Below are 17,512 nucleotides of genomic sequence, written 5' to 3'. Positions count from 1 at the left end.
CTGCATTTCTTTTTATTTTTCTCTTCCTATTTTTCTGAAATGCTTCCGTATCTCCGCTTCGTAGCCGTTTTCCGTCGGATGGTAGAAGGTTTCCCCGGCTATTTCTGAAGGAAGATACTGCTGTTCCACGTAATGATTCGGAAAATCATGAGCGTACTGATAACCTCTGCCATGTCCCAGCTTCGCCGCCCCCTTATAGTGCGCATCCTGCAGATGCGGCGGCACCGTGGTTTTTCTGGCCGCCACTGATTCCGAAGCCGCGTCAATCGCCAGGCAGGCGGCATTGCTCTTCGGAGCGCTGGCCACATAGGTTACCGCCTGGGACAGCACGATTCTGGCTTCCGGCATTCCCAGACGCTCCACAGCCTGTGCCGCAGCCACGGCCACAACAAGCGCCTGCGGATCGGCATTTCCCACATCTTCAGAGGCACAGATCATGATTCTGCGGGCAATGAATTTGATATCTTCACCCGCATATAACATCTTAGCCAGGTAATAGACGGCAGCATCCGGATCAGTCCCCCGCATGCTCTTAATGAATGCAGATATGGTATCGTAATGCTGGTCACCTGTCTTGTCATAACGCACAACCCGTTTCTGTATGCATTCCGAGGCCGTACTCAGGTCAATATGTATCTTCCCGTCGGATGATGGACTTGTGGTCAGAATTCCCAGCTCTATTGCATTTAAGGCGGCTCTTGCGTCTCCCCCTGCCATATCAGCCAGGAACTCCTCTGCCTCCTCTTCCAGAACTGCATGGTAACTGCCCAGGCCCTTTACAGGATCGTTCACCGCCCGTTCCAGAAGCAGCCGTATATCCTTCTTCTCCAGCGGCTTCAGCTCAAAGATAACCGACCGTGAAATCAGCGCCCCGTTGACTTCAAAATACGGATTTTCTGTGGTGGCGCCGATCAAGACCACCGTCCCGTCTTCTACAAACGGCAGCAGATAATCCTGCTGTCCTTTATTAAAACGGTGGATTTCGTCGACAAACAGGATCGTCTTTTTTCCATACATCCCCCTTCGGTCTTCCGCTTCCTTTACTACCTCTTCCATGTCCTTCTTGCCGGCAGTGGTGGCGTTCAGCCGGGTAAATTCCGCACTGGTAGTGTTGGCAATCACCTGCGCGAGAGTCGTCTTACCCGTACCTGGCGGCCCGTAGAAAATGATGGAACTGAGCTTGTCCGCCTGTATGGCCCGGTAAAGCAGCTTGTCCCGGCCAATGATATGCTCCTGGCCCACCACCTCATCCAGTGTTACAGGGCGCATGCGCGATGCTAGCGGAGATTCCTTCTCCATGTTTTTATCTTTCATGTAATCAAATAAATCCAATCAGTTTTCCTCCTCTTCCGGGGGCAGAATTGCCACCGCCTGGCACCCCAGCTTATCATAGGCCTTCTCCACCGCTTCCTTTTCATAGCCTTTTATCTCCTCCCTGGACGCGGGGTCACTGAAATAATAAAACTCTTCATCATATCCTGTCAAGACCAGGCAGTGTTCCGCCGAATAAAAGGTAACGGTTCCTGCTCCATTTTCTATCTCCCAGGTGATGGTTTCCGTCCACTCCTGCATCCCGATAGTTGCCCAGAGGATGACGGGGATATCCTGGCAGATATAGTCCCTGCACAGATCCTCCATCTCCATGCCCGTCAGATTCAGAACCTTATTGCCTGTCCCGGGCAGAAGCTTCCTCACAGCCTTGACGATCGCCGGAGCGTTACAGCCGCAGCCATGAACGGAACGCGGATCTCCAATATAGGCGTCATCCATGTCCGGACCAACAATCTGCCCTTCGCTGTTCTCCCAGAGTGTCCCGATTGTGAGATAATCGTCAATGAACGTATCCACTGATATGTCTATGCCGCTGTATTGTAACGCGATTACCGTGCTGACACTCTCACAGCCGGTGGGATAATCATCATACTGATAAATGTGAGGGACATTTTCAATCTGCCAGGACGGCTCCAGAGGCTCCGGCGCAGGAGTAGGCGTCACCACCGCCGCACCTGTCTCCTCAGTCTGATCCTCTTCGTCCGGAATATCCGGTAACCTCTCCGAAGAACTATCTGAGGAACTGTCCGCGTTCCGGGCTGTCGCCCCTTCCAGAAAACCCTTTCCCCTGATCACATCAAAAGGCGACGCCACCACCCCATAGCTGCCCAGGTAAAACCAAGCCGCAGCCCCTACGACGGTCACGCCAAATATCGTTCTGATAATCCTGTATATCTTTTTCCTGCTTTTCTTCATACTGTCTGCCCTCCGGACGGCCCCGAACAGCTCTGCTGTTCCACAAGAGATAGCCGCCCGCTTTCATTTTATGCAGATCGCATCAAAAAAATGCATGATTCCTATGTGAGAATCAGTTCGTCCACTGTAACAAACTCATAGCCTTCCTTCTTCAACGCATCCACAATCTGCATGGCAGACTCCACAGAGGTCTCATAAGCGTCATGCATCAGTATGATATCCCCAGGCTCCACAGCATTCAGGACCTCTTTCACAATTACCGGGGTATTCTGTGTATACCAGTCCTTGGAATCCACCGTCCACAGAACCGGAATCATTGTCACTTTAAATTCCAGCCCTTTGGGCCATTCACCGAACGGAGGCCTGACGAAGGAAGTATAGACCCCGGTAATATTATATATTGCGCTGCTGGTTTTCACAACCTCTTCTTTTGCTGCTTCCGGCGAAAGTTTTGTCAGCTGTACGTGAGAAAACGTATGATTACCGATTAAATGCCCATCTGCCTGCATCTGTCTTACAATCTCTTCATTCCCCTCAATGCACTGCCCCTGAAGAAAAAAGGTCGCACGGACGCCTCTCTCCCTCAGGCCATCCAGCATCTCCGGCGTGTAGACCGGATGAGGGCCGTCATCGAAGGTCAACGCCACTACGGCTTCATCCTGATCAGCCGTCCGGTTCTCCAGAGCACCGGTCCTGACTGCACAGTTCCGCCCTGTCAGAGCATTTCCCTCCAAAAAAGCGACAATTGCCACACAGATAAGCAGCAGACAAATTTTTCCTTTTTCCATGGCGAACCTGCATCAACCCAACTCTCTATAAGGTATGCCGGCGCCCAGGGCTGTATGCATCAGCCCACTTCAATAATGTAAGACTGTGCTGCGCCCGTGCCGGATGACATGCCTGAATATACGATGCTGCCCATCTCCTGAAGCAGCCCTTCATTCAGCTCCGCATACTTCTCCCGCTCACAGCTTCCCACAAAAATGTATTTGATACCGTATTCCTCCAGCAGTTCCTCCACCTGTTCAGGGTCCTCAGAGGTATAAATCGCTTCTACATCCGCAGCCTTCTGATTCAGATCCGCCGTATCGTTCCTCCACAGCCACTCATGGACATACCAGCCCAGAACTGTCGGAAGCCCTGTCATGGCCGATACCCTGCAGTAATCACTGTAGCTGTCGCCATTGGCCTCAAGGATCATTGGGCTGCCTTCCACATTGTCATTGAGCCACCGGATCGCTGAAGCATCCTCCGGATATACATTTTCCAGATACGCGGTTGCATCCAGGCACCGGTATTCCCCTCTGTCCAGCACATTGCCAAACCAGCAGTTCACTGCATAGCCAAAATACCCGCAGGTCAGCAGAAGCAGCGCCAGGCTGGCAGCGCCCAGCATTTTCAGCAGCTTTTCCTTTTCCCAAGCCAGCAGCCTGAGGATACCATAGCTCATGGCGATCCCGAAGAGGATAAACGCCTGATAGGTCAGTTTAAACATAGTGTTCGATCTGGCGTAACCATTCTCATAGATATCCCGTACATAGACAATCTCCGGAATCAAAACCAGGCCAATGGCGCAGATCCCCAGAATCAGAGCAAACTGATCTGACAGCTGCACCTTCCTGAAGAATTGCCTGAATCGGCATGGCGGCTGAGTCTCCCTGCGAAATTTTACCAGGATACAGAGCAGCAAAATCACCACCACCGCCGTGGGCAGCCCCCAGAGGATCAGCAGCTGGTAAAAAGCTGAGTGATTGACTGCCAGAGCCACACCGGATACCATTGTTTCAAAGGTGCTTGTGAAGGGCAGGGCCGCAAGGCTGCCCAAAGCGAACACCTCCGCCGCCTGCAGCAATACCGACAGCAGGATTGCCCTTTTTCTGCCCGGATAGCGGTACAGAGCCATGAACACGATACAGATCAAAACCACCGTATAATATATGATAAAATCCCAGTAATTGGTCCAGTGGAAAATCCCGGTAAACACGCCCAGAGCCAGAACTGACGGTTCCAGCAGGGTATTTTTCAGGCTGAAAATAAATTCTTCCTCCTGCTCCGCCCGTACCTTCCTCATCCAGGCATACAGAATGCCAATCACCGCCAGGACAAACATCACATTGACCACATGAGCATGAAGATCTCCCAGCACAAAAGAATACGAAGGAAATTCATGGATGCACTGATCCGCCGTCTCCGGATTGTGGCCGATATAACGGGTGGACGCGGGAAACCAATAGTCCTCATAACCTGACAGCTTGAATACCTTTCCAAATAGCCCATACAGCACATAATGCATATTCCCTGCCAGAGAAACCGCAGCGCCGGAGAGCAGACCGCCCAGGACCGCCAGCCAGCCCTTCACCGGCTTTTTACGGGGCATTCCCTTCACCAGATGGTAAGTCAGGGAAAACGGCAGCACAAAAGCAAAGCCCGCCACCAGAGTCCTCATCAGATTGTACGTCTCTTTTATATGGGTAAAGGAAAGCTTTGTCAAAAAGACCGCATAATACTGGCCGCCATAGTAGTAATTCATGTCCTTCAGGCCGTACCATAAGTCCCTGGCCGGAAGAGTATCACTGCGCATCATCGCCGCCATAAAACCATAATCCATGAACTTTTCTGTCCCTTTCGCTTCCGGACGAAAGGCCGCAATATACGTCCACAGTAAAAAGAACGCCAGAAAAATCAGTTCTTCACCCAATACTAAATCCACATTGGGAGCCTTTTTCCCGCGTTTCCTAGCAAATAAAATCCAGCACACGGCCATGGCAATTCCTGTCACCACAAGGGCCGTCGTGCTGGTAAATTTCGTGAGCTTACAGCACACCAGAACCCATGTCAGAAATCCGCTGAGGGCTATGCCAATGACTTTCGAAAATATCCATCCCCGGTCTTCCAGCGATGAGAACAGAAGGTAAGTCAGAGGATAAAACCCAATCCCCAGAGCGAGTACCATCAGCCACCACTTTAAAAAGGGTACATTATCGGAACCCAGAAGCGGAATCGTGGCCAACACAAGGCCAATGATCCCGACACTGTATACAGTTGCTTTTTTGCTCATATTACAGATCCTTTTCCAAGTCTTTTCACATTCAGCCAACGCCAAAACGGATGTTCCGGTAAGAGAGTATCTCCTCTTTACATTTTTCAAATCCCAGCTTACTGCTGTTCAGGCAGAGATCATAATGCCTGGCGTCTGTCCATTCCCAGCCCGTATAATACCGGTAATACTCCCCCCGATATTTATCCGTCTTCGCGATAAACTTCTCCATCTCACGCTCCGTCATGCTGTTGCGCATCATCGCCTGACGCAGGCAGAACTCGTGGGGCGCGTGGACAAACACGCTCATCACATTGGGATAATTCCTTAGGATATAGTCGGCGCACCTTCCCACGATCACGCAGGACTCTGTCTCCGCCAGCTTCTTGATGATTTTAGCCTGATAATTAAACAGGTTCCGGGTAGATGTAAAATCGTCAGAGTCCGGAGGCAGCAATTCACCTTCATATACACTTTTGGAAATGCGGAACAGCGCACTCCCCTTCAGCTTCTCATCCACTCTGGCGAAGAGCTTTTCATTGATGCCGCTTTCCTCGGATGCCATACGGAGTATTTCACGGTTATAGCAGGGAATATCCAGCTCTTTCGCCACCATCTCACCGATGGTCTTCCCTCCGCTTCCATACTGCCTGGCAACTGTAATAATTATTTGATCCATCCCGCTCCTCCTATTCTCCCAGATACGCCTTCTTGATCGAATCATCATTCAACAGCTTCTTGGCGTCACCGGAGAGCACAATGTTGCCGGTTTCCAGTACGTAAGCCCGGTCTGCGATGGAAAGGGCCTTCTTCGCATTCTGTTCCACAAGAAGGACTGTCGTTCCGCCGGCGCTTACCTTTTCGATAATATCGAAGATTTCATTCACAAAGATCGGAGAAAGGCCCATGGAGGGCTCATCCATCACAATCAGCTTTGGATGGGACATCAGAGCCCGTCCCATAGCCAGCATCTGCTGCTCCCCGCCGGACAGAGTCCCGGCCAGCTGATTCTTCCTCTCCTCCAGCCGCGGAAAACGCTGATAGACCGTCTGCAGTGACTGCTCGATCTCCCCTTTATCCTGACGGGTGTAGGCACCCATGCGCAGATTCTGATAAACAGTCAGATTGGAGAACACACGGCGTCCCTCCGGAACATGCGCGATGCCCAGCTTCACTATATTATGCGCCGGCGTCTTCGTGATGTCCTTCCCCTCAAAAGTGATGGAACCCGCTTTGGCCTGCAAAAGGCCCGTCAATGTATGCAGAGTCGTGGTCTTCCCCGCGCCGTTGGCCCCGATCAGGGCGATGACTTCTCCCTGGCTGACCTCGAAGGAAATCCCCTTCAGCGCTTTAATCACGCCATAATATACTTCAAGATTCTTAACTTCCAACATTGCCATGATACCGATCCTCCTATTCGTCGCCCAGATATGCCTTGATGACCCCGGGGTCATTGAGGACCTCACTGGTATCTCCCTCTGTCAGAATCTGACCGAAGTTCAGGACAGTCAGCTTCTCACAGATTCCGCTCACGAGTTTCATATCATGCTCTATCAGTAAAATTGTCATATCAAAATGATCCCTCACAAAGCGGATAGTATTCATCAGCTCCTGAGTCTCATTGGGGTTCATGCCGGCGGCCGGCTCATCCAGAAGCAGAAGCTTCGGCTCCGTAGCCAGTGCCCTGGCAATCTCCAGCTTCCTCTGCTGTCCATAGGGCAGGTTACTGGCCAGATAGTCAGCCTGTCCATCCAGGCTAAACACCTTCAGGATCTCCATTGCTTTTTCATCCATCTCTTTTTCCACTCTGCGGTATTTCGGGGTACGGAAGATACCGTGAAGCGTGGAATACACATGATGATTATGAAGGCCGGCTTTTACATTATCCAGAACGGTCAGCTGTTTAAAGAGCCGGATGTTCTGGAAGGTCCTGGCGACTCCCTCTTTGTTGATTTCAATGGTTTTATGCCCGGTGATATCCTTGCCGTCCAGTTTGATAAATCCCTCATCCGGCTTATATACACCGGTCAGCAGGTTGAATACCGTAGTCTTTCCAGCTCCGTTTGGCCCGATCAGCCCATAGAGCTCTCCCTTTTCAATGTTCACATTGAAGCTGTCCACAGCGCGGAGGCCTCCAAAGGAGATAGAGAGGTTTTTCACTTCCAGCATCGCCATGTCAAGCTACCCCCTTTGTCTTTTTCTTCTTAAACTTCTCCATGATCCGTTCACGCCAGGCGATGGCCGCCGGCGCCCAGTTGAAGAGCATCATGACGATCAGCACAATAGCATAGATCAGCATCCGGTAATCCTGCAGGAACCTGAGAAGCTCAGGGAGCAGGTACAGGATGATCGTAGCGATGATAGAGCCGCGGATATTTCCGATGCCGCCCAGCACCACAAACACCAGGATCAGTATGGAAGTGTTGTAATCAAACTTCTTCACCGTCAGGCTGGCCAGATTATGAGAATACAATGCCCCCGCCATCCCTGCCAGGGCAGCCGACACGGAGAAGGCCAGCATCTTGTATTTCGTCACGTCAATTCCAATGGATTCTGCGGCGATGCGGTTATCCCTGATGGACATAATCGCGCGCCCCGTCCTGGAATCAATGATGTTCTGAATGATAAACAGAGTCACAAGTATCAGGAGGACGCCTATGATGAAGTTGGAATCCTTCGGCGTCCCTGAAATACCCTGAGCCCCCTTCAGAATTGTTTCACCGTCAGAACCCATCTTCAGGGCGGTTGCATCCTGCATGGCCACATGGATGCCGTTGGAATCCTTGCCAATGTAGAATACATTCATCAGATTCTTGATAATCTCACCGAACGCAAGGGTTACAATGGCAAGGTAGTCTCCGTTCAGACGCAGTACAGGAATGCCGATCAGGATTCCGAACACGCCTGCAACCAGCGCGCCAACCAGCAGCGCCAGTAAGAAACGCAGCCCTCCGGGCATGGAATCCGCCACGATCTTAGAGAACATGGCGCTGAAAAATGCTCCCAGGCACATGAAGCCTGCATGCCCCAGACTCAGCTCCCCGGATATCCCCACGACCAGGTTCAGGGAAATCGCCGCTATGATATAGACGCAAAGAGGCACCAGCAGGCCCTGCATCTGATTAGAAAGCACTCCTCCGGCAGACAGGCCCTGCATAACGATAAACAGTACCGCCACCATCAGATATGTGATCATATTATCTTTTGTCGCTTTTCTCATTCTCATCTTCTTCATGCCGGCCACCTTACACTTTCTCCTGAACTTTTTTCCCAAACAGGCCGGCAGGCTTAACAAGCAGCACCACAATCAGTACCGCAAACACCATCGCATCGGCAATCTGTGAGGAAATATAAGCTTTGCTGAGATACTCAATCACGCCCAGAAGGATGCCGCCGACCATAGCTCCGGGAATGGAACCAATCCCGCCGAATACGGCAGCCACAAACGCCTTGATGCCAGGCATGGCTCCTGTATAGGGATCCAGGGAGCTGTAAGAGGAACACAGCAGGGCACCCGCTATAGCTGCCAGCGCGGAACCGATGGCGAATGTTAATGCAATCGTGGCATTTACATTAATGCCCATCAGTTCTGCAGCGCCCCTGTCTTCCGAAACAGCCTGCATGGCCTGCCCCGGCTTCGACCGCTTTACAAACGTGCTCAGAGCAATCATAATCACGATGTTGGCAATAATGGTTACCACCGTGCTGGCCGGAATTGTAAGCCCTGCCAGATTCAGGGCAGGAAGCTGCACCACATCTGAAAAAGATTTCGGATTGGCGCCAAATATTAAGAGTGCCACGTTCTGCAGCAGATAGCTGACACCTATGGCCGTAATCAACACCGCCAGATTCGACGCCGCATTCCTGAGCGGCTTATAGGCCACTCTTTCAATTACCACGCCCAGAACCGTACATACAATCATGGCGATCAGAATAGACAGCACCGGATTTAATTGCAGTCCCGTCATCGCCGTAAACACCACATACGCTCCGATCATGATAACATCACCATGGGCAAAATTCAGCATCTTTGCTATACCATAGACCATGGTATAACCAAGTGCGATAATGGCATATACGCTTCCGAGGCTGACTCCGTTAATCAGATAAGACAAGAAACTCATAACGTACCCCTTTATTGTTTTCTTTTGCTGCGGGCCAAGGCCCGGCGGGACGAAGCACACTCCGCGGGTTCCGCCCGTTATTGCGCCGGCCGCCAGTGTCCTGTGCAAGCACTGACTTTGGCTCGCCGCCCGCGTAATTAAGACGCGTGCCGGTGAAGCCCTTCTTCGCCGGCACACGTCCTCTGATCTTTCAATGACAGCTGCAATTACATGGCAGTATAGCTGCCGTCCTTAATAACCATACCCTTCGGCTCCTTTGTCGGCTCGCCGTCCGCACCCCAGGTGATCGTTCCGGTTACGCCCGGGAACTCGATTTCAGTCATGGCAACCTTCATCGCCTCACAGATGTCGGACGCATTCATATCCGGTGTGATACCGGCTTTCTCAGCCGCCTGCTTAACCGCATAGACACAGTCATAGCCGTCAGCTGCAAACTGGATCGGAACCTCACCGTTGTATTTTTCCCCGTAAGCCTTTGTGAACTTCTGGGTAGCCTCGTCTTTGGCATCAGCCGCAAACGGTGTCAGCAGCATAACGCCCTCTGCCAGGGAGGTATCGAAGTTTTCCACGCCCAGCACGCCATCCAGTCCGTCACAGCCGAAGAACTTAGGCTGATATCCCAGATCCTTGGCCTGCTGCAGGATCAGAGTTGCTTCTTTGTAGTAAATCGGCAGGAACACCAGATCTGCTCCTCCGTCTTTTGCCTTCTGAAGCTGAACTTTAAAATCAGTCTTGCTGTCCGCGGTAAACGCTTCTGCAGATACGATATTCAGCCCTTTTACATCAGCTTCGGCAGCAAACTTTTCATAGATACCGGATGAATATGGATCTGAGCTGTCATAGATCACCGCGATTTTTTCTCCCAGGCTGTTGTCTGCGATATACTGCGCTGAAGCGATACCCTGGTTCGGATCGGCAAAACAAAGGCGGAATGCGTTGTCTCCGGAAATGGATTCCACCGCTGAACCTGAAGGTGTCAGCAGGAACATGTTGTCTGCCTCTGCTTCTGCTTCTACCGCGATACAGGGAGCGGAGGTTACAGTACCTACCAGCATCTGCATGCCCCAGTCCTTCAATGTATTATAAGCATTTACAGATTTCTCCGCATCATGCTCGTCATCTTCAAATTTGAATTCAATCATCGCCCCGTTGATGCCGCCGGCCGCATTAATCTCTTCAACTGCCAGCTCCGCACCCTTCTGGACCGCCTGGCCATAAGCGGACGCACCGCCGGTGGTAGGCCCTATACCGCCGATCTTAAAGACGCCGCCCTCTGCAGAAGCGGACGACTCTCCTGATGAGGCGGATGACGCTGCAGAAGAGGCTGCAGATCCTGATTCCGCTTTTGATCCTGATGATGAATTGCCTGAACCGCTGCCGCAGGCTGTCATTGAAACAGCCATCAGTGCTGCCAATGAAAGGCCGACAAACTTTTTCATGTTTTTCATTATTATCTCCTCCTAATAAAACCTTAAATCTTCTTATACCGTAATATCCTACCCTTAAAAGGTAGGTTTGTCAATGGAAAACAGTAAAATTTTCACGAATCGATGCCAAAACACTAAAATTTCCATTCGATTGTGCTTCCTCTGGCCGTTTTTTTCACTTCCAGATGACATTCAATGTTTTCCTTTAATTCTGCCACATGTGAGATTACACCAATCAGCCTGTCCCCTCCGGCGAGAGAATCCAGCACCTGCATAACTCTTTCCCTGGTACTTTCGTCCAGAGATCCAAAACCTTCGTCGATAAACATCGTGTCAAATGCCTGAGCCCCATAGCTGCTCTGTATTACATCCGACAGGCCCAGCGCCATAGAAAGGGCAGCCAGAAAAGATTCCCCGCCTGAGAGAGTTTTCACATCCCGCTCCTTTCCCGTGGCCAGCGTATAGACGTTCAGATCCAGCCCGGCCGAACCCCTGAGGGAAGAGGCCTCAATGCTGCGGCACTGAAGTTTAAAGCTATTGCCGGTCATGTCCAGCAGCCGTTTATTGGCAGCTGCGATGATCTGCTCAAAGTACCGGCGCTGGACGAAGGTCTCATAGTCGACACTGCTTTTTCCCTTCAGCTTTCCGGCTGCTGTCCGGTACAGCCTGCCCGCCATGGACACCTTTTCTTCCAGATGCGCCTGGAGCCGCACTTCTTCCTCAATGCGGCGCCGGATCTGTCCATTCTGGCGTATCCTCCCTTTCAGCTCTTCTCTGACTCCCATAAGCGTTCTCCTACTCCTCTCTGCTTCCTCCTTACCGGATTTCCAGAGTCCGCAGTCTGTCAGGATCACTCCTTTCGTATGTGCCCGGAGAGTTTCTATCCGCACCTCCAAAAAACGCAATTCTTTTTCGTAGCTTTCCCTGCTCTGTTTACCGCTCTCATATTCGTCAGGCGTCATCCTTGCCCGCAAATAGTCTGCCCTGCCCCGGAATTTCTGATCCTTCAGGACCTTGCGGAATGTTTCCTTCGCTTCTTTCAGCCTTTCTCCGGTCTGAGCCGCCTGCCGGAGAATCTCACTCTCCAGCACCCTGGCACTGGAAAATCTGTCCATATGTCTCTCCAGCTCTTTTTCCATGGTCAAAAGCTCCCTTTCCCGGCTTTCCGCCCATATCTTCCAGTCCAGCCCGTCCCTTACCGGCTTTCCATCCTCTTCCGTCTCCGTAGCCCTTTCCTGCTTCAGCCGTTCCTCCAGCTTTCTTCTGGCGGCCTTGCTGTCTTTTCCGCCGGACATCTGGAAATACCGGAGAAATTCCTCCTGATAGCTGCTCCTGGCGGCCGCCGCCTCCGCTGCCGCCTTTTCACAGACGGCCGACGCCCGGGCGCTTTTATCCCTGGCCGCCTTTACGTCCTCTTCGGTCACCGCGCCATCCGGAAGGCGCGCCGGCTTTGGATGTGTCACTGAACCGCATACAGGGCAGGGACGGCCTGGTTCCAGCCGTTTCTCCGCAAGTATTCCCGCCTGCTCCAGGAAAAATGCATCCTGAAACGTTCTGAAGCTTTCCTCCGCTTCGCTACGAAGCGCCAGGCTTTCTTCCAGAAAGCGTCCGGCTTCCCGGTAAAGCCCCTCCCTGCGCCTGAGCCTTTCCCAGGCATATTCCTCCCTGCTGGCGCTCAGTTTGAGTTTTCTCTCTCTGCATTCCTTTTTCTCCCCGGCAATCTCCTCTTTTATGCCGGAAATCCGCTCCCTCTGCTCCTGCTGTTCCCTCTCCAGCCTGTTCACCGCCATCTCATGGACAGATATCAGTTCAGCCCTTTCAGCCAGAAGCAGAGCCCTGGCAAGCACCCGCTGCCGCCCTACCTGGCTTTTCAGTTTATCCAGCTTTTCTCTGCTTTCCTCCAACTCACGCAGGCCGGCATTCATGGCCTCCTGACGGGCGATCTTCTCGGTCAGCTTCTGTATCACCTGGTCCTGGTTCCGAAGGTTTATTTCTGTTTCCTTCAGACATTCCCGGTCCTCTTCCATAAGGCTGTCAATCAGCGCCGCCGCTTCCTCCAGGTCAGGAGCTTCCTGACCGGCTGCCAATGCCAGTTTTTCACCCGTCTCACCGCCTCCTGAACAGAGGGTCTTCATGAGAACGCTGCTCCGCTGGCGGGAGGCTCCCAGCTCCTCTTTCAGCAAGCTGTACCGCCGCCCAAGCTCTTCCTCCACCGCCCGGCAGCCATATGTGTGAAAAATACCGGAAAAAATTTTCTTCCGTTCGTCAGAACTGGCAAGTAAAAGTTTTAAAAATTCTCCCTGGGCAATCATCATAATCTGGGTAAACTGCTCCCGGTCCAGCCCGATTATTTCCTGAATCTTCCGGTCCGTCTCCCTCAGCCGCCCCCGGTATACCGTACCGTCCGGCAATGTCAGTTCCGCGGAAGGGAGCTCCTTCGTCAGCCCCTCTTCCCCTTTCCGGTTCTTTTTGGCTCTTTCATATTCCGGATTTCTCCGCACCGTATAAATACTCCCTCTGTAACGGAAGGTATATTCCACATAGGTCTCATCCGTAGGGGATGCATACTGGCTCCGCATCATTTTCCCGTCCCGGCTTCCTCCGCTGGCCGTTCCGTACAGAGCAAAGGTAATCGCATCAAATAGCGTGGTTTTTCCTGATCCGGTATCTCCCGTGATTAAAAACAGGCCGTGATCCACCCGGCTGAAATCAATCTCCGTGCGCCCGGCATATGACCCAAATGATGACAGTACAAGATTTACAGGCTTCAATTTTCCTTCTCCTCCACTGCGTCAAATACATCCCTGAGATACGCTTCTTCCTCCTCCGACAGCCCGCAGCCCTGCATCATGCGGTAAAACTCTTCAAACAGTTCGATCGGAGACAGATTCATGTCCGGCAGAACCATATCTTCTACCGCGTGTCTGGTCCTGGAATTTTCTACCCTCCATTCCAACAGGTTCGGATAGCACTGTTCCAGCGCAGACCGGGGATCATACAGTTCTTCTTCATCCGTCAGTATCACGCTGACATAATCCTCCGCATTCCCATTCTTTACCGTGGCCGGATCTGTCAGCCGCGCCAGAGTCCCCTCCAGCAGACGCACATCCCGAAGCGGCAGAAAAGGTATTTCCCTCAGGGCTACATTTCCCTTTTCGCCCAGTTCAACCACTGTCATGGACTTCCTCTGGCCGCTTTCCGACACCGAATATTTCAGCGGAGACCCGCTGTAACGGATATATTTACGGCCCACGCTCTGGGGTGCATGGAGATGCCCCAGCGCCACATAATCAAACAGCGCCTCTTCCCCGCCGAATATGGTCCGCACATCCGCAGCGTCCAAACCACCTGCGGAAAAGCTTTCTGATTCGCACCGGACCGGTCCATTGGCGCCATAGGTGAAAAACTGATGGGCTACCAGTACATTGCGCTTCTCCGGATCTATTTTTTCACGTTCGATCAAAGCCTTATATGCATCCTGGCAGGTCAGAATATCCTGTTCAGGAAACAGTTCACGGACGTGGGAAGCTCTCAGAAACGGCAGCAGATAGATATTCACCTCTCCAAACTCATCCGCCAGCCGGTGGCATACGATATCCGGGTGTTCTCTGTCCGGGGCGCTTCCCGCCAGATGCAGGCGGTGTTTCTCCAAAATCCTCCCTGCAAATTCCAGTCGCCGCGGGCCGTCATGATTCCCTCCGATCAGATACACCTCCGTATTCGGACACCGTACTGTGACCTCTGTAAGAAAATCGTCCAGCAGACCCACCGCCTCCGCAGAGGGAACCGCCTTGTCATAGACGTCTCCCGCTATCAGAAGGCCGTCCGGCTCCTCTTTTTCCATCTCCGCAATGATCTGCCTCAGGACATGCTTCTGATCCTCGATCAGGCTATAGCCATGAAGCTGCTTTCCTAAATGCAGATCGGAAATGTGAATAAATTTCATATCCGTACCTCCCTTGCCCGCTCCGACTATTGCAGGATTGACCAGATGATCCCAAATAAAATTCCGCCGCTCTGCAGCGGCGGAATTGGATTCAGGACTGCTTCAGGACAGTATCCTCCCACAGTTTCTGGGGATATGCCCCGGATTCTTTCATTTTGCGGATCGCTTCTACCACCACCGGCTTATCCTCTCTATAGGTAACCCCATACCATTTATCCGGTGTGTTCAGCACCTCGACGGTCGCTTTCTCTTCACTCAGCAGCTGTTCTACTACAAATGGAAGAAAATACTCACACTTTAATGGATTACTTACCAGATTCTCATCTAAAAATGCCGGGAAGCGTGACTGGAGTTCATCCAGGATGCTGTTGGAAAATCCCCACATATTCATGGATACGATGGTATCCGGCGCCAGATCTGTCCAGGTCTTGCCGTCATCTTCCGTAAAAGCGGCTCCCTCTCCCCGTTTCTCGATATGGGTGCGCTCCACGATCTCAGTCAGATAATGGTTTTCATCCGTCCGGCAGACGCCTCTTGCCACATGGCCATTTTCAGTCACTGTATTTTTAATGGCGTAGCCCACCATCGCATAGCGGTATTTCCCATCATCGCAATGGCTCTCCAGATAGTCGTAGATCAACCGGAACGCCTCCCTGCCATAATAGTCATCCGCATTGATCACGGCAAACGGAGCGTCATGCAATGTATAAATACAGCTCAGCACCGCGTGGCCGGTACCCCAGGGCTTCACCCGCCCTTCCGGAATCTCATACCCTTCCGGCAGATCTTCCAGCTGCTGGTAAACGTAATGAACCTTTACGTGGCGCTCCATCCGGTTCCCGATCACTTCCCGGAAATCAGCTTCATTCTCCCTTTTAATGATGAATACGATTTCCTCAAATCCTGCCTGAATCGCATCATAGATGGAAAAGTCAATGATGATATGCCCCTCGCCGTCCACGGGGTCAATCTGCTTCAGGCCGCCGTAACGGCTCCCCATCCCCGCGGCCATAATCACTAATACCGGTTTTTTCATCTCTCTTAATTATCCTCCTCCGTCATCGTATACACCTGACGTTTTCTCGCCATCTCATCGCTGGCCAGATATTCGTCATAGGTAGTGATCTTGTCGATCAGCATGCCGTTCGGTGTGATTTCCATGATCCTGTTCGCCGTCGTCTGAACAAACTGATGGTCATGGCAGGTGAACAGCAATACGCCGGGGAACTTTATCAGGCCGTTATTCAGCGCCGTAATAGACTCCATATCAAGATGGTTCGTCGGCTCATCCAGCAGCAGGATATTCGCGCCTGAAATCATCATCTTTGACAGCAGGCACCGGACCTTCTCCCCTCCCGAAAGCACGCGGACCTTTTTCACGCCGTCCTCCCCGGCAAAAAGCATACGTCCCAGGAACCCCCGGACATAAGTCACGTCTTTGATCTCTGAATACTGGGTCAGCCACTCGGCTATGGTCAGATCCGAATCAAATTCTGCCGTACTGTCCTTCGGAAAATATGCCTGGCTGGTGGTGACGCCCCATTTATAAAAGCCGGAATCCGCTTCCTCTTCTCCGGTCAGTATTTTGAACAGCATGGTGGCCGCCTGTTCATTGCCGCCTACGAAAGCCACCTTATCTTCTCTGCCCAGGGTAAAGGTCAGATGATCCAAAACAGTCACCCCATCCACGGTCTTCGTCAGTCCCTCCACCTGGAGCACTTCATTCCCGATCTCACGGTTGGGCCTGAAATCGATGTAGGGATATTTCCTGCTGGAGGGTTTAATGTCATCCAGCTGGATCTTTTCCAGGGCACGCTTACGGGAGGTCGCCTGCTTTGACTTTGAAGCATTTGCTGAGAAACGGGAGATAAAATCCTGCAGCTCCTTGATCTTTTCTTCCTTCTTCTTGTTCGCCTCTTTCATCTGCTTCACCAGTAACTGGCTGGATTCAAACCAGAAATCATAATTGCCGGCGTAAAGCTGGATCTTGCCATAATCAATGTCAGCAATCTGGGTACAGACTTTATTCAGGAAATAACGGTCATGGGAAACCACAATCACAGTATTCTCAAAATTAATCAGAAATTCCTCCAGCCATGCGATCGCATCCAGATCCAGATGGTTGGTAGGCTCATCCAGCAGCAAGATATCCGGATTTCCGAACAGCGCCCTGGCCAGCAGCACTTTCACCTTCTGGGAACCGTTCAGCTCCTTCATCACCGCATAGTGCAATTCCGTCTCTATTCCCAGGCCATTCAGCAGCTGCTCCGCATCCGACTCCGCTTCCCAGCCGTTCATCTCGGCGAACTCCGCCTCCAGCTCGCTGGCCCGGATCCCGTCCTCATCGGTGAAGTCTTCCTTAGCGTACAGCGCATCCTTCTCCTGCTTGATTTCATACAGCCTAGCATTTCCCATAATTACCGTATCCATCACCGGATAGGCGTCATATTTAAAATGATCCTGTTCCAGAAAGGAGAGCCTCTGTCCCGGCGTAATCACAACATCTCCGTTCGTCGGCTCCAGCTGTCCGGAAAGAATCTTCAGAAACGTAGACTTACCCGCCCCGTTGGCTCCGATCATTCCATAACAATTGCCCTCTGTGAACTTGATATTCACATCCTCAAAGAGTGCTTTCTTACCCACACGCAGGGTAACATTATTCGCTGAAATCATTCTCTGTCCTCAATTCTTTCTAATTAAAATCATAAAAATCTATCAAAGATTAATTGTA

14 protein-coding genes are annotated in these 17,512 nt (G+C 51.8%); all 14 read right to left on the bottom strand.

Translation table 11 applies throughout. The features are described 5' to 3' along the window. Nucleotides 1-12: 12 nt before the first annotated feature. Nucleotides 13-1,332, bottom strand: a complete 1,320-nt coding sequence (locus H9Q79_RS02130) for a replication-associated recombination protein A (RefSeq protein WP_118642404.1) — start codon at nucleotides 1,330-1,332, stop codon at nucleotides 13-15. Further along, nucleotides 1,333-2,247 (bottom strand): C39 family peptidase, encoded by a 915-nt coding sequence (locus H9Q79_RS02125; protein ID WP_118642406.1) that lies wholly within the window; start codon nucleotides 2,245-2,247, stop codon nucleotides 1,333-1,335. A gap of 101 nt (nucleotides 2,248-2,348) precedes the next feature. Continuing rightward, nucleotides 2,349-3,035 (bottom strand): polysaccharide deacetylase family protein, encoded by a 687-nt coding sequence (locus H9Q79_RS02120; RefSeq protein ID WP_249329109.1) that lies wholly within the window; start codon nucleotides 3,033-3,035, stop codon nucleotides 2,349-2,351. Between the two features lie 59 nt (nucleotides 3,036-3,094). Beyond that, complete coding sequence (locus H9Q79_RS02115; RefSeq protein WP_118642532.1) at nucleotides 3,095-5,305, bottom strand: DUF2298 domain-containing protein; 2,211 nt, start codon at nucleotides 5,303-5,305, stop codon at nucleotides 3,095-3,097. Between the two features lie 31 nt (nucleotides 5,306-5,336). Beyond that, the gene (locus H9Q79_RS02110) at nucleotides 5,337-5,963 is read right to left on the bottom strand and encodes a cytidylate kinase-like family protein (protein WP_118642412.1); all 627 of its coding nucleotides are present in this window, start codon (nucleotides 5,961-5,963) and stop codon (nucleotides 5,337-5,339) included. A gap of 10 nt (nucleotides 5,964-5,973) precedes the next feature. Further along, nucleotides 5,974-6,684 carry an ABC transporter ATP-binding protein gene (locus H9Q79_RS02105; RefSeq protein WP_249329108.1) on the bottom strand — a complete coding sequence of 237 codons (711 nt, stop codon included), beginning with the start codon at nucleotides 6,682-6,684 and terminating at the stop codon, nucleotides 5,974-5,976. Nucleotides 6,685-6,697: 13 nt separating this feature from the next. Beyond that, on the bottom strand, nucleotides 6,698-7,459 hold the full coding sequence (locus tag H9Q79_RS02100; protein ID WP_118642414.1) for an ABC transporter ATP-binding protein: 762 nt from the start codon (nucleotides 7,457-7,459) through the stop codon (nucleotides 6,698-6,700). Nucleotide 7,460: 1 nt separating this feature from the next. After that, on the bottom strand, nucleotides 7,461-8,519 hold the full coding sequence (locus H9Q79_RS02095; protein ID WP_249329107.1) for a branched-chain amino acid ABC transporter permease: 1,059 nt from the start codon (nucleotides 8,517-8,519) through the stop codon (nucleotides 7,461-7,463). Nucleotides 8,520-8,529: 10 nt separating this feature from the next. Further along, nucleotides 8,530-9,408 (bottom strand): branched-chain amino acid ABC transporter permease, encoded by an 879-nt coding sequence (locus H9Q79_RS02090; RefSeq protein ID WP_249329106.1) that lies wholly within the window; start codon nucleotides 9,406-9,408, stop codon nucleotides 8,530-8,532. Between the two features lie 206 nt (nucleotides 9,409-9,614). Next, nucleotides 9,615-10,856, bottom strand: coding sequence for an ABC transporter substrate-binding protein (locus H9Q79_RS02085; RefSeq protein WP_249329105.1), 1,242 nt, complete (start codon nucleotides 10,854-10,856; stop codon nucleotides 9,615-9,617). 113 nt (nucleotides 10,857-10,969) lie between these two features. Continuing rightward, complete coding sequence (locus H9Q79_RS02080) at nucleotides 10,970-13,606, bottom strand: AAA family ATPase (RefSeq protein ID WP_249329104.1); 2,637 nt, start codon at nucleotides 13,604-13,606, stop codon at nucleotides 10,970-10,972. Further along, complete coding sequence (locus tag H9Q79_RS02075; protein ID WP_249329103.1) at nucleotides 13,603-14,781, bottom strand: exonuclease SbcCD subunit D; 1,179 nt, start codon at nucleotides 14,779-14,781, stop codon at nucleotides 13,603-13,605. The genes H9Q79_RS02080 and H9Q79_RS02075 overlap by 4 nt, the downstream gene beginning before the upstream one ends. 91 nt (nucleotides 14,782-14,872) lie before the next feature. Next, the gene (locus H9Q79_RS02070; protein ID WP_249329102.1) at nucleotides 14,873-15,817 is read right to left on the bottom strand and encodes a nucleotidyltransferase family protein; all 945 of its coding nucleotides are present in this window, start codon (nucleotides 15,815-15,817) and stop codon (nucleotides 14,873-14,875) included. A 5-nt stretch (nucleotides 15,818-15,822) separates the two neighbouring features. Next, nucleotides 15,823-17,454 (bottom strand): ABC-F family ATP-binding cassette domain-containing protein, encoded by a 1,632-nt coding sequence (locus tag H9Q79_RS02065; protein ID WP_118642422.1) that lies wholly within the window; start codon nucleotides 17,452-17,454, stop codon nucleotides 15,823-15,825. Nucleotides 17,455-17,512: the final 58 nt, after the last annotated feature.

It is taken from the genome of Wansuia hejianensis, assembly GCF_014337215.1.
Taxonomy (GTDB): domain Bacteria; phylum Bacillota; class Clostridia; order Lachnospirales; family Lachnospiraceae; genus Scatomonas; species Scatomonas hejianensis.
The sequence above is the reverse complement of the archived record's forward strand: the minus strand, read 5'-3'. Positions and strand labels throughout refer to the sequence as shown.

Coding starts and splice junctions, on each gene's coding strand:
- H9Q79_RS02125 (WP_118642406.1), bottom strand. CDS start 2,247: ATGAAGAAAAGCAGGAAAAAGATATACAGGATTATCAGAACGATATTT.
- H9Q79_RS02120 (WP_249329109.1), bottom strand. CDS start 3,035: ATGGAAAAAGGAAAAATTTGTCTGCTGCTTATCTGTGTGGCAATTGTC.
- H9Q79_RS02115 (WP_118642532.1), bottom strand. CDS start 5,305: ATGAGCAAAAAAGCAACTGTATACAGTGTCGGGATCATTGGCCTTGTG.
- H9Q79_RS02110 (WP_118642412.1), bottom strand. CDS start 5,963: ATGGATCAAATAATTATTACAGTTGCCAGGCAGTATGGAAGCGGAGGG.
- H9Q79_RS02105 (WP_249329108.1), bottom strand. CDS start 6,684: ATGGCAATGTTGGAAGTTAAGAATCTTGAAGTATATTATGGCGTGATT.
- H9Q79_RS02100 (WP_118642414.1), bottom strand. CDS start 7,459: ATGGCGATGCTGGAAGTGAAAAACCTCTCTATCTCCTTTGGAGGCCTC.
- H9Q79_RS02095 (WP_249329107.1), bottom strand. CDS start 8,519: ATGAAGAAGATGAGAATGAGAAAAGCGACAAAAGATAATATGATCACA.
- H9Q79_RS02090 (WP_249329106.1), bottom strand. CDS start 9,408: ATGAGTTTCTTGTCTTATCTGATTAACGGAGTCAGCCTCGGAAGCGTA.
- H9Q79_RS02085 (WP_249329105.1), bottom strand. CDS start 10,856: ATGAAAAACATGAAAAAGTTTGTCGGCCTTTCATTGGCAGCACTGATG.
- H9Q79_RS02075 (WP_249329103.1), bottom strand. CDS start 14,781: ATGAAATTTATTCACATTTCCGATCTGCATTTAGGAAAGCAGCTTCAT.
- H9Q79_RS02070 (WP_249329102.1), bottom strand. CDS start 15,817: ATGAAAAAACCGGTATTAGTGATTATGGCCGCGGGGATGGGGAGCCGT.
- H9Q79_RS02065 (WP_118642422.1), bottom strand. CDS start 17,454: ATGATTTCAGCGAATAATGTTACCCTGCGTGTGGGTAAGAAAGCACTC.